The 14,214-nt window shown below is 72.7% G+C and carries 10 protein-coding genes; 5 read left to right on the forward strand and 5 right to left on the reverse strand.

Going from position 1 to position 14,214, the window contains the following annotated elements; genetic code table 11:
- Positions 1-443: 443 nt before the first annotated feature.
- Complete coding sequence (locus tag QUG92_RS11345) at positions 444-4,127, reverse strand: S8 family serine peptidase (protein ID WP_289459141.1); 3,684 nt, start codon at positions 4,125-4,127, stop codon at positions 444-446.
- 148 nt (positions 4,128-4,275) lie between these two features.
- Here QUG92_RS11345 and QUG92_RS11350 point away from each other — a divergent pair, with 148 nt between their 5' ends.
- From QUG92_RS11350 to QUG92_RS11365, 4 genes are all read left to right on the forward strand, one after another.
- Positions 4,276-4,953, forward strand: coding sequence for a TetR/AcrR family transcriptional regulator (locus tag QUG92_RS11350; RefSeq protein ID WP_182046074.1), 678 nt, complete (start codon positions 4,276-4,278; stop codon positions 4,951-4,953).
- On the forward strand, positions 4,950-5,726 hold the full coding sequence (locus tag QUG92_RS11355; protein ID WP_289459142.1) for a P-loop NTPase family protein: 777 nt from the start codon (positions 4,950-4,952) through the stop codon (positions 5,724-5,726). The genes QUG92_RS11350 and QUG92_RS11355 overlap by 4 nt, the downstream gene beginning before the upstream one ends.
- Positions 5,723-7,792, forward strand: a complete 2,070-nt coding sequence (locus tag QUG92_RS11360) for a YhgE/Pip domain-containing protein (RefSeq protein WP_289459143.1) — start codon at positions 5,723-5,725, stop codon at positions 7,790-7,792. The genes QUG92_RS11355 and QUG92_RS11360 overlap by 4 nt, the downstream gene beginning before the upstream one ends.
- Positions 7,793-8,009: 217 nt before the next feature.
- Positions 8,010-9,029: a LacI family DNA-binding transcriptional regulator gene (locus QUG92_RS11365; RefSeq protein WP_182046077.1), complete on the forward strand. Its 1,020-nt coding sequence runs from the start codon at positions 8,010-8,012 to the stop codon at positions 9,027-9,029.
- A gap of 119 nt (positions 9,030-9,148) precedes the next feature.
- Here QUG92_RS11365 and QUG92_RS11370 read toward each other — a convergent pair whose 3' ends face one another.
- The 3 genes from QUG92_RS11370 to QUG92_RS11380 form a co-directional block, all read right to left on the reverse strand.
- Positions 9,149-9,814: a TrmH family RNA methyltransferase gene (locus tag QUG92_RS11370; RefSeq protein WP_434533050.1), complete on the reverse strand. Its 666-nt coding sequence runs from the start codon at positions 9,812-9,814 to the stop codon at positions 9,149-9,151.
- 79 nt (positions 9,815-9,893) lie between these two features.
- Positions 9,894-10,550, reverse strand: a complete 657-nt coding sequence (locus tag QUG92_RS11375) for a hypothetical protein (RefSeq protein WP_289459144.1) — start codon at positions 10,548-10,550, stop codon at positions 9,894-9,896.
- A 39-nt stretch (positions 10,551-10,589) separates the two neighbouring features.
- Positions 10,590-11,246, reverse strand: coding sequence for a TetR/AcrR family transcriptional regulator (locus QUG92_RS11380; RefSeq protein ID WP_289459145.1), 657 nt, complete (start codon positions 11,244-11,246; stop codon positions 10,590-10,592).
- A 133-nt stretch (positions 11,247-11,379) separates the two neighbouring features.
- Here QUG92_RS11380 and QUG92_RS11385 point away from each other — a divergent pair, with 133 nt between their 5' ends.
- Positions 11,380-12,177, forward strand: coding sequence for an HAD-IIA family hydrolase (locus QUG92_RS11385; protein WP_069712381.1), 798 nt, complete (start codon positions 11,380-11,382; stop codon positions 12,175-12,177).
- A gap of 94 nt (positions 12,178-12,271) precedes the next feature.
- Here QUG92_RS11385 and QUG92_RS11390 read toward each other — a convergent pair whose 3' ends face one another.
- Positions 12,272-14,089, reverse strand: coding sequence for a phosphatase PAP2 family protein (locus tag QUG92_RS11390; RefSeq protein WP_289459146.1), 1,818 nt, complete (start codon positions 14,087-14,089; stop codon positions 12,272-12,274).
- Positions 14,090-14,214: the final 125 nt, after the last annotated feature.

Raw genomic sequence — 14,214 nt, forward strand, 5'->3', positions numbered from 1 at the left:
GGCGCGCTGTGGCTGGACCTGCAGCTCTTCGTCCCGCGTCTGCTCGACTTCTGACGCGACCACACCGGACGGACCGCCGGACGGGAGGCGCGGTGCCAGCGGGCACCGCGCCTCCCGTCCGTCGTGTGGTGGCGTTCCGCGGTCAGCCGCGGAAGAAGTCCTGGTACGAGGGATCGCCGACGATCGGCGAGTGGCCCGGCTGGGCGAGGCGTTCCTCGACCATGGCCTGGAGGGTCCGGCGGGGTGAGCCCTCGGCGTCGCCACTCCATCGGGTTGGCCCGGAGCTGCATCAGGGTGCTCTGCGTTCGCATGTCGCAATGCTCGCACCCACTGCCTAGTTTGCCTAACTACATGTCCCCTTGACGCACACCGCTCGACGGTCCGCGCACCGGACACGACGAGAGCGGGCGGCCCGCGAAGGACCACCCGCTCCCGTGGTGGTGCTACTTGGTGATCGTCCCCGTCTGCGCGGAGGTGATCGAGGTGCTCTCGTACCCCGACTTCTTCGCGGTCACGACGACGGACAGCTTGTGGCCGATGTCCGACTTGGACGTCTTGTAGGTCGCGGCCGTGGAGCCGACCTTCTTCCCGTCACGGAGCCACTGGTACGAGAACGTGATGCCGTCCGTGTTCCAGGTGCCCACGTGCGACCGCAGGTTCGTGCCGACCTTCGTCGAGCCCGTGACCGTGACGTTGCCCGACACCAGCGCGAGCTTCGGGGTCACCGAGGTCGTGCTGAGCACGTCCGCCTGGTCGCCCGGGGCGTTGTGCAGGTGCAGGAGGAGGACCTTCGCGGCCGTCGAGGTCGCCGAGGAGCGGATGACCTTGATCGCCGTGTCCGGGTAGGTCAGGGCCGAGGCCCCGTTCTGCGTGAAGGACACCGCGGGCTGGAAGGCGTTGAACGTCGCCGTCTTCGTGTCGTCCACCACCGAGGAGGCGGCGGTCGGCAGCGTCGGCGAGTAGGCCGACTCGGTCACGACCGCGTAGTCGAAGACGCCCGAGGTCGACTTCGCCGTGTACCCGAGGGCACCGAGCGAGACCGGGAGCACCTTGACGGTGGAGTCGAAGGTGTTCGTGTCGACACCGGCGGCGGCGCCACCGAGGAGCTGCGTGTCGACGAGCTGCTTCTTCGGGTCCGTCTGGTTCAGGTCGATCGTGCGGACGAGGGTCACGTCGGCCGTCGTCGACTTGACGTCGTACGTCAGGAAGTCGGGCTCGCCGTCACGGTTCGTGTCGATGAGCACCTCGACGTTGTTCGAGACGCCGGGGTTCGCGTCCGGGCCGTCCGTCTGGACACCGAAGGACACGAGGCCCTTCGACTTGTCCTTGAGGCCGAGCGCCGTGGAGTTCGCCCCGAAGGCACGGATGTCCGCGGCCGCCAGGGTCTGCTTCGCGGTGCCGTCCGGGAACGACTCCTTCGGGTCGGTGCCGCCGAGCTGGAACGGTGCGACGAGCGCCTGGTACGCGGTCGAGCCGGTCCCCTGCGAGACGCCGGTGCCCTCGGGCGTGATCGTTGCGGTGCGGGCGCTGCCACCGAAGACGACGTCGTCGGCGTGCAGCGTGCTGACCGGCTCCGGTGCGGCGTAGACGCCGAGTCGGAGCGGCGAGACACCCTCGGTGGCCGGGGTGAACGTGACCAGACCGGTGGCGGCCGGCACGAACTCACGCTGCGTGCCGCCCTCGACCGCGGCCTGCGTCGGGTCGATGACCTTCCGGAGGAGCGTCGGGTCGGCGATCGTCATGGTGACGGTGACCGTGGCGGTCCCGCCGGCCGTGACGGTCACGGTGTCCGAGCTGAGGCCGAACACGACACCCGGCTGCGCGATCCGCGACTCGTACGCCACCTTGTAGGTCTGCGTCTGCGCCGTGGTGTTGCGCACCAGGAGCGTGCGCTTCTCGGTCGTCGGGGCGCTGACCTCCACGACACCGAACGAGGCGGTGACGAGCTGGTCGTTCTCCTGGCTGCGGACGGTGGTGCCGTCCTGCACGGCCTGCAGGGCGTCGACACGGCCGGTGCCCTGTCGGAGCTGCGTCGCCAGCTGGTCGCTGCCGGCCTGCTGCTTCACGTCGTGCGTGGCCGTGTTCATGAGCAGGGCCTTGATCTCCGGCGCGCTCCAACCCGGGTGGGTCTCGAACGCCAGGGCGGCGATGCCCGCGGTGTGCGGGGTGGCCATCGACGTTCCGCTGAGCGAGAGGCGACCGTTGCCGGTGCCGTTGTAGGCGGAGATGACGTTGACGCCCGGTGCGGCGATGTCCGGCTTGACGACGTCGCCGTACGCACCGTGGTCACCGCGGCTGGTGAACGGCGCCAGGGTGTTCGTGGTCTCGGCGTCCGTCGCGAGCTCGACGCCCTTCAGCTCGTTCGCGAAGCGCACGTGCAGGGTCCCGGCGGTGGCAGCGGCCTGGAGGCCCGTCACGCTGTCCCGGGTCAGCTCGGCACCCGGGATGGCCGCGTTCCCGGCGATGCCCGAGTCGAAGGTGTTGACCGTGCCCGCGAGGAGCACGCCGATGCCGCCGGCTGCCTGGACGTTGTTGAACCGGACACCGGAGCCGCACTCGAGCGCGCCGTCCGTCCACTTCAGCCAGGCCACCTTGCCCTTGAGCGCGGCGGCCTCGTCGCCGGTGAACGGCGTGCAGCCGTCCACGTCGACCGTCGGCACGAACACGTCGCCCTCGACCGGGAGCGTGCCCTGGAAGTTCTGCGAGTACTGCGCGCGCCAGTTCTTCGCGACGTCCGCCGGGGCGGTCGCCTCGACGGCGTCGAACAGGCTCTGACCGGTCGACGCGGCGGCGACGGTGAGGGCGCCCTCCGCGTTGCCCGGCGAGCCACCGACGTCGGTGAAGTCGTCGGCGTTGCCCGCTGCGATCACCGGGAGCACCCCGCGTGCCGTGAGCGCGTCGATCTTGGCGTTGTCGGGGTCGTCGGCCGCGCCGTAGTCGGAGCCGAGCGACAGGTTGATGACGTTGATGCTCCTGCCCTCGGTCAGGGACTGCCCGACCCAGTCGAGCGCGGCGCCGGTCAGGTCGGTCGAGCCGCCGCCGTCACCGAACACCTTGAGGGCGTAGAGCCCGGCCTGCGGGGCGCTGCCCGGGCCGACCCACATGTCCTGGACCTGCTGCGGGGTGAGCTTCGTGTAGTCGCCGCGGAAGGTGCTCTTGTCGGCGTTCAGGCCGAACCCGGCGGCGGTGCCGGCCACGTGCGTGCCGTGGTCACCGCCCTTGCCGTCGATCGGGTTCGCGTCCGGCTCGGGGACGGGCTGGTAGGCGTCCGGGTCGCTCGGGTCCGCGTTGTACGTGGGACCGGCGAAGTCGTAGCCGCCGAGGAACTTCGACGGGTCGTACGAGCCCGCGGTGGGCGTCCCGGTGCTGGCGAGGGCGTCCTGGTAGGCGGACGTGGTGCCCGGGCCGCCGAAGTCGGCCTGCGTGTAGTCGAGGCCGGTGTCGATGACGGCGACGTTGATGCCCTTGCCGGTGTGCCCGGTCTGGGTCCAGGCGTCGTAGGCCTTGGTGTAGAGGTCGCTCGCGGCGTTCTTCGGCGCGACGCCGTCGGCACCCGCCTTCGCCAGGCTGGGGTCGACGCCGGAGGGGGCCGCATCGGCCGAGGCGTTCCGCTGCGGCTCGACGACCTTCTTCGGTCGGAGCGGCACGATGCTCTCGACGTCCGAGCGCTTCGCGATCTCGGCGAACGCCGCGGCGTCGGCGACGACCGCGACGCCGGGGACGGTGTACTCGGTCGCGTAGAGCTCGGCGGCCTTGCCGTCGACGCCCTTGACGGCGTTCAGGACCTTCGCGTTGGTCGAGCGGATCGTCGCGATCCGGCTCTTCGCGGCGGACGAGGGCGCCTTGGAGCGGTTGAGGTTCCCGCCCTTCGCCTGCGCGTCCACCTCGAGCGCACCGGCACCGGTCGTCCGGACGAAGGCGCTGACCTTCTTGTCCGGCGAGGCCTTCCGCAACGATGCGGAGAGCTTCGAGTCGGCCGAGGCCGAGGTGCTGGCGGGTGCTGCGGAGGCGGTGCCGCCGACGGCGAGTCCGCCGCAGGCGAGGGCCGCGACGGCGACGATCGAGGTCAGCACGCGCTGGGCGCGGTACCGACGTGGTGGGTTGTTGGGCGGTGTTGCACGGGTCACGCAGCACACTCCTGGCTCGGTCAGTCTTCCGGTGAAGTTCTGATGAAGCTATGTGGTCCTTCTCAGGGCACGTAGTCGGCACTTCTGCGGACAGACAGCCTCGCCGTCCGATCTTGCACAGCGGTGTGCAAGTTATTACGATGGTGGCGTGAGCAACTCTGCACCCCCCGTTCGAGCGCCACGACGGGACGCCACCGCCAACCGCGCCGCGCTCGTCGAGGCCGCGAAGACCCTCCTGCAGCGCGACCAGGACGCCTCGCTCGAGGCGATCGCCGCCGCCGCGGGGCTGTCGCGGCGTGCGGTCTACGGACATTTCCCCTCCCGCGACGACCTCGTGCGCGAGGTCGTGACCGCCGGAGCGCAGCGGATCCTCGGCGCGATGCCGAGCACCGCGGACCTCGTCGACCTGCCGCCGGCCTCGCGGCTCGCCGTCATCGCGGTGACGCTGTGGTCGGAGGTCACCCACGTCCGCTCCATGGCGCGCATCGCGGTGCACGAGCCGTTCGTCGCCACCGTCGCCGCCGTGTTCGAACCCCTGCGCGCCCAGGTGCGCGAGGCGTGCGCGCTCGGGATCGCCGACGGGTCGATGCGCGACGACGTCGACGCAGCGACGCTCGGGCGACTCGTCGAGGGGGCCTGCCTGGCCGTGCTCGACGAGGCGACCCGCTCCGGCACGCCCGACGACGCCGGCCACCGCATGGTCGTCGTGTCCGCACTCGGCATGGCCGGCGTGGACTGGCGGACGGCACTGCTCGCCGAGCCCACCGTCACCACCACCGACACTGCTCCCGCGGCGCACCGCACCGGACCGGAGGACCGCGCATGACCCTCGAACTCGACCACGTCGGCATCGGCGAGGAGCCCGGCGCCGCGCTGCCCGTCGTCTCCGCCGTCGCCGCACCGGGACACCCTGGTGTCCTCGCCGTGGAGACCGAACAGGCACCGGTGCTCGCGTCGCTCATCGCCGGCGGCCGGATGCGGCCCGACACCGGACGGGTGCTGCTCGACGGGCACGAGGACGCCGCGGCGGTCCGCGCGTCCGTCGCGCTCGTGGACACCCCGGGCGTCGCCGAGCCGTTCCCGGTGACGACCGTGCGACGGATCGTGCGCGAGGAGCTCGCGTTCGCCTCGCGCCGGCCCTCCCGTGCCCACGTCGACACCGTGCTCGACGAGCTCGGTCTCCGACAGTGGGCCGACACGGCCGTGCAGCGGGTCCCGACCGACGTGCGGGTCCGACTGCTCGTGGAGCTCGCGCTGCTGCGGGACGGGGTCACGGGCGTCGTGCTCACCTCGCCCGAGCGGCACGGGGGCGCCGTGGGCGACTGGTTCGCGGTGGTGCGCGAGGTCGCCCGCCGCGGGGTCACCGTCGTCCTCGTGACATCGAAGGCCGCCGCCGAGACCGTCGAGCAGCTGCTCGACACCATCCAGACCGCGGGTCCCGAGGACGTGACCTTCCCCACTGGCTCGGCCGCCACACCGCTCCGCAAGCTCCGCGGTGCGTCGGAACCGGCCAGCGTGGGCCCAACCGACGGCGGCGACCCGCGCCTCCCGTCCGCCCCCGCATCATCCGCAACCGTCCCGACGGAGGCACCCGCATGACCGTCCCCTCGCTCGTCCGCGCCGAACTGGCGCGCCTCACCGCGACGCCGCTCGCCCGGCTGGCGTTCATCGCCCTCATGATCGTGCCGCTGCTCTACGGCGGCGCGTACCTCTGGGCGAACCGCGACCCGTACGCCAAGCTCGACCAGGTGCCCGCGGCGATCGTCGACCAGGACGCCGGCGCGACGCTCGACGGCGACCGGGTCGACTACGGCAAGGACGTCGCGAAGGAGGCGATCGACGGCGGCGACTTCGCGTGGAAGGAGACGACCGCGGCCGACGCGCGCTCCGGCGTCCGGAACGGCACCTACGACTTCGTCGTGACCATCCCGCACGACTTCTCCGAGTCGCTCGTCTCGGCGCAGTCGGACGACCCGAAGCGCGCCGAACTCGTCATGACGACCGCGGACACCAACTCGTACCTGGCGTCGACGATCGCCGAGCAGGCGGGCAAGACCATGCGGACCGCGGTCGCCGAGCGGGTCGGCAAGCAGGCCGCGTCGACGCTGCTCCTCGGGCTCGCCGACGTGCGGGACAGCCTCGGCGACGCCGTCGACGGGGCCGGACAGCTGGCGTCGGGGGCGACCTCGGCAGCGGACGGTGCGGCATCGCTCGCCGACGGCACCGCGAAGCTGTCCGCCGGGGCGTCGGAGCTCGCATCGGGTACGGCGTCGCTGCCGTCGCAGACCGCGCAGCTCGACAGCGGCGCGCAGCAGGTGGCGTCCGGGGCGTCGACCCTGGCATCCGGGCTGCAGACGGCACAGCAGCAGACGGCGGCGCTGCCGGAGCAGACGGCGCAGCTGGCCGACGGTGCATCGCGAGTGGCTGCGGGCAACGCCACGATCGCGGGCATCGTCGACTCGGCGAACCAGCAGGCATCGGCCGTGCAGCCGATCGACGCCGCCGCCCTGCTCGCGCAGATCAAGGCGAACCTGCCCGAGGGCGTCACCCTGACGCAGGAACAGCAGGACGCCATCACGGCCGAGGTCGGCAAGGCCAACGCGCTCGGTGCGCAGACGAAGGCCACGCTGGGCGACGCGCAGACGAAGGTCGACGAACTCGCCACCGGGTCGAAGCAGGTCTCCGACGGTGCAGCGCAGCTCGCGGCAGCAGCGCCGACGCTGTCGAACGGCATCGCGTCGGCGTCCACCGGGGCGTCGAAGCTGGCCTCGGGCTCGTCGCAGGTCGCGGCCGGCACGTCGAAGCTCGCCGCGGCAGCGCCCACGCTGTCCTCGGGCGCCGCGTCCCTCGCGGACGGGTCGGCATCGGCGGCGTCGGGGGCGGCCCGGCTGTCGACCGGGCTCGACGAGGTCGAGGACGGGTCGAAGCAGCTCGCGACGAAGCTCGACCAGGGCCGCACGAAGATCCCGGCGTCCACCGCGTCGCAGCGGAACGACCAGGCGTCCGTCATCTCCGATCCGGTGAAGGTCGGCGACGACAACATCGCCGCGGCCTCGAACTACGGAGCGGGCCTCGCGCCGTTCTTCATCTCGCTGGCGGCCTGGATCGGCATGTACGCGCTGTTCCTCATCCTCAAGCCGATCTCGAAGCGCGCGATCACCGCGGTGCGGAAGCCGCTCCGCGTGGTGCTCGGCGGGTGGCTGACGCCCGCGCTGCTCGGGGTCGTGCAGATGGCGGCGCTGTTCCTGATCGTGCGGTTCGCGCTCGACCTCGACGTCGTGCACGCCGGCTCGACGGTGGCGGTGATGGTGCTCGCGTCGGCGACCTTCGCGGCGATCATCATGGCGCTCAACGTGCTGCTCGGGTCGGTCGGGCAGTTCCTCGGCCTGGTGCTCATGCTCGTGCAGCTCGTCACCGCCGGCGGGACGTTCCCGTGGCAGACGCTGCCGGGACCGTTGGCGGCACTGCACTTCGCGCTCCCGATGACGTACTCGGTCGACGCCCTGCGGCAGACGATGTACGGCGGGTCGTTCGCGGCGGTGTGGTCGGACGCCGGGGTGCTCGCGTGCTGGCTGCTCGGCGCGCTGCTCGTGTCGTACGTCGTCACGTCGCGGCAGACCCGCTCGCGGACGCTGCGCGACCTGCGGCCGAGCCTGATCGGGTAGGGCTTGGCGGCCGGGCCGGCTGCGACGCACAACGGAAGGCACGTCGCGCCACGAGAACACGTGGCGCGACGTGCCTTCGGTTGTTCGCGAGCACGCTGCACCGTCGAACCGCCGCCGGACCGAACCGCCGCCGCGCGCCTCGCACGCGCCACCGCCGACGCGACCGCCAGGCGCGCCGACTACGATCGACGTACGCCACGACAGGTCGAGGGAGATCATGGGGAACGGCACGCCCGCCACCGCCGACGGCAAGCCCGCGACCATCTACGACGTCGCCGCCCGCGCCGGGGTGTCGAAGTCCCTCGTCTCCCTCGTGCTCCAGCGGTCGCCCAAGGTCAGCGAGCAGCGCCGCGAGGCCGTCCTCCGCGCCATCCAGGAGCTCGACTACCGCCCCTCGACCGCGGCCGTCTCCCTGGCGGGCACCCGCAGCCGCACGATCGGCGTCGTGCTCGACGACTTCCGCAACCAGTGGTTCGTCGACCTGCTGACCGGCCTCCGCGAGGCGCTGCAGGACCAGGGCCACCGCCTCGTCGTCGCCGACCGGTTCCTCAACACCGGCCTCGACGCCTCCCCCGTCGAGGGCTTCCTGTCCATGCGCGTCGAGGGCATCGTCATCGCCGGCGAGCCCGACACCGACCTCGCGATCCCGGCGAGCATGCCCGTCGTCGTCGCGGGCGGGCGCGCCGTGCTCCCCCGCGCCGACACCGTCGCCAACGACGACCGTGCCGGTGGTCGGATGGCGGCCGAGCACCTGCTCGCGCTCGGGCACACCCGCATCGGCTTCGTGGGCGGACGATCGGCGGCGTCCGCGGAACGGCTCGCCGGCCTGGAGGCACGGGTCGCCTCCGCCCCGTCGCCCGCCTCGCTCGTCACCCACGTCATGCCCGTGGAGCCCACCGAGGAGGCCGGTGCCGAGGCCGTCGGGCACCTGCTCGACGCCCACCCCGACGTGACGGCGGTGTTCGCCGCGAACGACGTCATGGCGCTCGGCGCGATGTCCGGCCTCGCCGCACGGGGGCTGCGCATCCCCGAGGACGTCTCGGTGATGGGCTACGACGACACCCCGCTCGCCGCGTCGTCGTACGTGGGGCTGACGAGCATCGACGACCGCAGTGTCGACATCGGCCGCGGCGCCGGCGAGCGGCTGCTCGCCCGCATCGCCGATCCCTCGGCCCCGGCCCACGAGACCCTGGTCGAACCGCGGCTCGTGACCCGACGGACGACCGCCCCGCGCTGACCCGCGCCCGCGCCCCGTGGCGCACGCGAGGCTCGCGCTGGCGGACACTTTCGCGGCTGCGGCCCCGCGAATGTGTCCGCGGAGCCGAGGCTCGCGCCCGCACCACCGCCCCGGCGGGCTCAGTCGGCGGGCAGCTCCGCGTGCTGCACGACCCACGCGTGCATGACGATCGCCGCGGCGGCCGACGCGTTGATGCTCCGCGTCGACCCGAACTGCGTGATCTCGAGGTGCGCGTCCGCGCCGGCGACGGCCTCTTCGGTGAGCCCGGGGCCCTCCTGTCCGAACAGGAACACGCACCGCTCCGGGATCGCCGCGGTCTCGATCCGCTCGGCACCCGGGGTGTTGTCGATCGCGACGACCGGCCGGTCGTCCTCCCGCATGGCCGCGAGGAACGCGGCGACGTCGGGGTGGTACCGGACGTGCTGGTAGCGGTCGGTGACCATCGCCCCGCGCTTGTTCCACCGCCGCCGACCGATCACGTGCACCGTCCCGGCGAGGAAGGCGTTGGCGCTCCGCACGATCGACCCGATGTTGAGGTCGTGCTGCCAGTTCTCGATCGCGACGTCGAACGCGTGCCGGCGGGTGTCGAGCTCGGCGACGATCGCGTCCATCGACCAGTACCGGAACCGGTCGACGACGTTCCGGGTGTCCCCGGCCGCGAGGAGCTCGGGGTCCAGCCGCGGGTCGTCCGGCCACGGCTCGGGGTGCGGTCCGACGCCGTTCGTGGTGGCCTCGTGCGTCGGCGGCAGTGTCGGGACCGCGCCCGGTCCCGACGGCTCGGCCACGGGGTCGGACGGGAGGCGCTCGGTCACGTGACCAGCGTAGGGCGCGTGCCCCGCGCCTCCCGTCCGGAGCACGTGGCACTCAGCCGAAGGGCAGCGGCCTGGTCGGGTCGGTGTGCGCGAGCACGACGACGGCGGCGGTGACCGCGACGGCGAGCAGCACGGCGACGACCCACCGCCGTCGGAGCAGCACGGGCACGATCGCGAGCACGCCGAGGAACACGACGGCGCCGAGGCCCGCGGCGACCGTGACCTGCGCGGCCTCGTGCGCCCGGCCGCCGGCGAACGCCTCGACCATCGTCACGAGGACGCCGACCGCGAGCCCGACCCCAGCGAGGCACCCGACCAGCGCGAGCGCGGGGTCGAACGCCGACGCGATGCGCTCGGCGCGACGACGGCTCCGCTCCCGTGCCGAGGGCAGGAGCGCGACGAGCTCGGCGGGGACGGTGCGCAGCGCGAGGTGACTACGCAGTGCGCCTTCGCCGTCACTCCGTCGGGCGATGCGGGCGAGGAGCACGCGTTCGCGGTCGGTCAGGACCTCCGGGACCGACGCGCCCCACCGCGCAGCCTGGTCCGGGTGGCCCGCCGCGCGGTAGGTCTCGACGAGCGCGAGCCGGTACGCGGGCTCGTCCGGGTCGCGGACGGCGTGCGTGCGGAGCGAGTCCCACGCAGCGCGACGGTCGCCGCGGGCGGAGGCCGCACGGGCGTCCGCGACGACCTGCTCCGGACTGCGACCCACGGGACGATCATGGCAGCAGTCCGTCGGGGCGCGAGGCCGTCAACCAGTCGCGGTGCCCGCCCCGGCCACCCGGGCCGCGAGTCCGTCGACGATGATGTCGAGGCCGATCGCGAACCGCTCGTCGTAGGAGTGCTCGCCGAGGACATCGGCGACGACCCGGTGCCGCTCCGGTCGCGCCGCGTCGGAGTCCCCGCGGCCGACCTGCACGCCGGCGTGCCCGACGACGAAGTCGTAGACGACGAAGAACGCGTACATGGCCTCGCGTTCGGGCAGGCCCGCCCGGTGCAGCGCGCCGACGACCTTCGCCACGACGGCGTCCGACTCGGTGGACGTCAGCGGACCCCGCCGGCTGTGCGACTCGAGCACCAGGGGGTGGGTGCGCATGAGGTCACGGAAGGTGCAGGCGAAGACCCGGACGACCGAGCGCCAGTCGTCCGGCCAGACGAAGGTGGCGGTGAACTCGTCGACGGTGCGCCGCACGAGTTCGGCGTGCAGGTCGTCGAGACCACCGATGGTCCGGTGCACGGTCATCGGGGCGACGCCGAGCCGCGCACCCAGGGCACGGAAGGACAGGCGGTCGAGGCCGTCCTCGTTCGCGATGGTCGTCGCCGCGTCGATGACCTGCTGGCGGTCGAGCACCCGCGGCCGTCCGCGACGGCGGGGTGCGGCGGACGGGGTGCCAGGGTCGACGAGCACGGGGGGCCTCCTTGATCCGGTACGTGTCCCGAAAACCGTAGCCGAAACCCGAGCGCCGTTCGGTGTCCGGTCGGCCAGGCCGCCTTGGTCACCCGGCCAGCGGCGTCCCGAGACCCCCCGGTACGCTGTGGCCATGGCGACCCGCGACGACGTCGAGTGCTGGCTGACCGACATGGACGGCGTGCTCGTCCACGAGAACCAGGCGCTGCCGGGCGCCCCCGAGCTCATCCAGCAGTGGCTCGACGAGGGCACCGAGTTCCTCGTCCTGACGAACAACTCGATCTTCACGCCGCGTGACCTCAGCGCCCGGCTCCGCGGCTCGGGGCTGCACGTGCCCGAGGAGCGGATCTGGACGTCGGCGCTTGCGACGGCGGACTTCTGCCGCTCGCAGATGCCCGGCGGCTCGGCGTTCGTGATCGGCGAGGCGGGCATGACGACGGCGCTGCACGAGGCCGGGTTCATCATGACCGAGACCGCACCCGACTACGTCGTCGTCGGCGAGACGCGGAACTACTCGTTCGAGGCGATCACGAAGGCCGTCCGGCTGATCCGCGACGGTGCCCGGTTCATCGTGACGAACCCCGACGCGACGGGCCCGAGCGCCGAGGGCGTGCTGCCCGCGACCGGTGCGATCGCCGCGATGATCGAGAAGGCCACGGGCAAGCAGCCGTACGTCGTCGGCAAGCCGAACCCGATGATGTTCCGGTCGGCGATGAACCGCATCGGTGCGCACTCCGAGAACACGGGCATGATCGGCGACCGCATGGACACCGACGTGCAGGCCGGGATCGAGGCGGGGCTCCACACCGTGCTCGTGCTGACCGGCATCAGCGACCAGGCCGAGATCGACCGCTACCCGTTCCGCCCGAGCGAGGTCATCCAGGGCGTGCACGAGCTCGTCCGCCCCGAGCCGATCGAGGTCGAGCTCTAGCGGACCCCCCGCGGAGACGCCGGACGGGAGGCGCGTGGCGGCCTGGCCACGCGCCTCCCGTCCGGCGGGGTGTCCCGTCAGGACGTCGCGACGATCAGCCGCTGACGACGGGCAGGTGCACGCCGGCCGGCACGGTGCCGGTGCTGCCGGCCCCGGTGCTGGTGCCGGACCCGCCGGTCCCGGTGCTGCCGGTCCCGGTGCCTCCCGTGGCGGGCGCGGCCGTCACGGTGATCGCGAGCGGCGACACGAGCACCGAGGCGCCCGACGCGTCGACCAGGTCGAGCGTGTGCGCGCCCGCGGTGGTGCCCGCGGGCACCGTGACCGAGCCGGTCGCGGTGCCGTCGGCCCCGACGGTCAGCGTGCCGACCACGACCGGGTCGGAGCGCAGCACGACCTGCAGGGTCGAACCGGCGGGCAGACCGGTGCCGGCGAGGGCGATCGGCTTCCCCGCCTCGACGGAGGTGCCCTCGGGGGCGGTCAGCACACCCGAGACGACGCGGGCGTCACCACCGGTGGACACCACGGTGGCGGTGCCGTCCGCGGCGACCGCGACGGTCGCGCTCGTGGCGGCGGCCAGGTCGAGACGCTCCCACGAGCCGTTCGCGGTACCGGACTGGTCGAGGGGGTACCCCGACGCGATCTCGGTCTGCGCGAGCACCGCGGTGCGCTGCGCGTCGGTCAGGGTCGGGAAGGTCGAGAGCAGCAGGTTCGACGCGCCGGTCGGGACCGACGGCGCCAGGCCGGCGGTGCCGGTCTTCGCGAAGCCGTAGGTCATGCGCTCGCGGTAGACCTTCGCGGCCGAGGCGCGGTCGGTGACGACCTGGGTCGTGCCGCCGGGCATCGCCTGGCCGCCGTACGGGTCGTCCGTGTAGGGCTTCTCCGCCGCGATGCAGTCGGCGAGGGTGCCACCGCACTTCGCCTCGAGGTACCCCGTCAGCTCGGCGCGGGCCGGCTCGAGGACCTCGGTGCGGTACTGGGTGTCGGACCACCGGGCAGCCAGGGCCGCCTCGCCGTCGATGCGGCCGCCCATGATGTCGAGCGGGTAGTGCACGCCGAGGACGATCCGGTCGTTGCCGGCCTCGGAGGCACGCGCGAGGATCTCCGGCGCGAGCTCCGGCACGAGCGTGGCGAGGGTGATGCCCGCCTGGTACGCCGTCGTCGTGTGGCCCGAGGGGTACGAGCCGCCGGTGCAGATGCCCTTCTGGCCGTAGCCGGCGTCGAGCACGACGTCGTTCGGCGAGAACTGGTGCGTGGTGTCGGTCACCGCGGGCACGCGCGTGATCGTGAGGTTGCCCTTCGCGTCCGCCCAGGCCTTGCCGGTGCGGTTCGCGGCGAGCGACGACGCGTTCACGGTCGCCGGGTTGCAGCTGGCCGTGTCGTCACCGGCGGGCAGCGTCGCCGCGGTGTCGGTCGGCAGGTACGGCCGCGGGTAGCTGTAGTGGGCCTTCGCGTCGCCGGTGCCGACGTAGGCGCCGCTCGTGCCGTTCGACGAGTTGATGAGCGCGTTGACGAGCGGCAGGTCGCCGTCGTTGCGTCCCTGCACGAACAGCTTGCTGAGCGCATCACCGAGGCCCTCGGAGACCGTGAAGGACTGGTCGTAGGCGGTGTTCGTCGCGTTGTCGTACTCGGCGTCCTGCAGGGCCGTGAACTGCTGCGCCTTCGTCGCGTGCTGGTTGATCCACGACGTGAGCCGGTCGTTCGTCGCCAGGGTCGCCGGGTCGTTCACGGTGCCGTGCAGGTCGTTCTTCCCGGTCGACGTCCAGTACTGGTCGTAGCCGTTCAGCAGCGACACGAGGTCGGGCTTGGTGGAGTCGCTCGGGTACGTCGCGGCCTGTGCGGCGAGCGGCGACCCGACGACGAGTGCGGTCGCGACGGCGGCGACGGTCACTCCGCGGAGGGCGGATCTGCGCATGTGTGGTGGTCGCCCGGCGGGCGACGCCCCTTCCTGTAGTTCCGGTCTGGAAACAGGCTGAACCTAGGGAGGGGTGGTTGCCGGACGGCGAACAGTCCCCCACGCGGGGGTGAACCGGGGCGCAG

Origin of the sequence: Curtobacterium citri (assembly GCF_030362955.1) — a bacterium.
Taxonomy (GTDB): domain Bacteria; phylum Actinomycetota; class Actinomycetes; order Actinomycetales; family Microbacteriaceae; genus Curtobacterium; species Curtobacterium citri.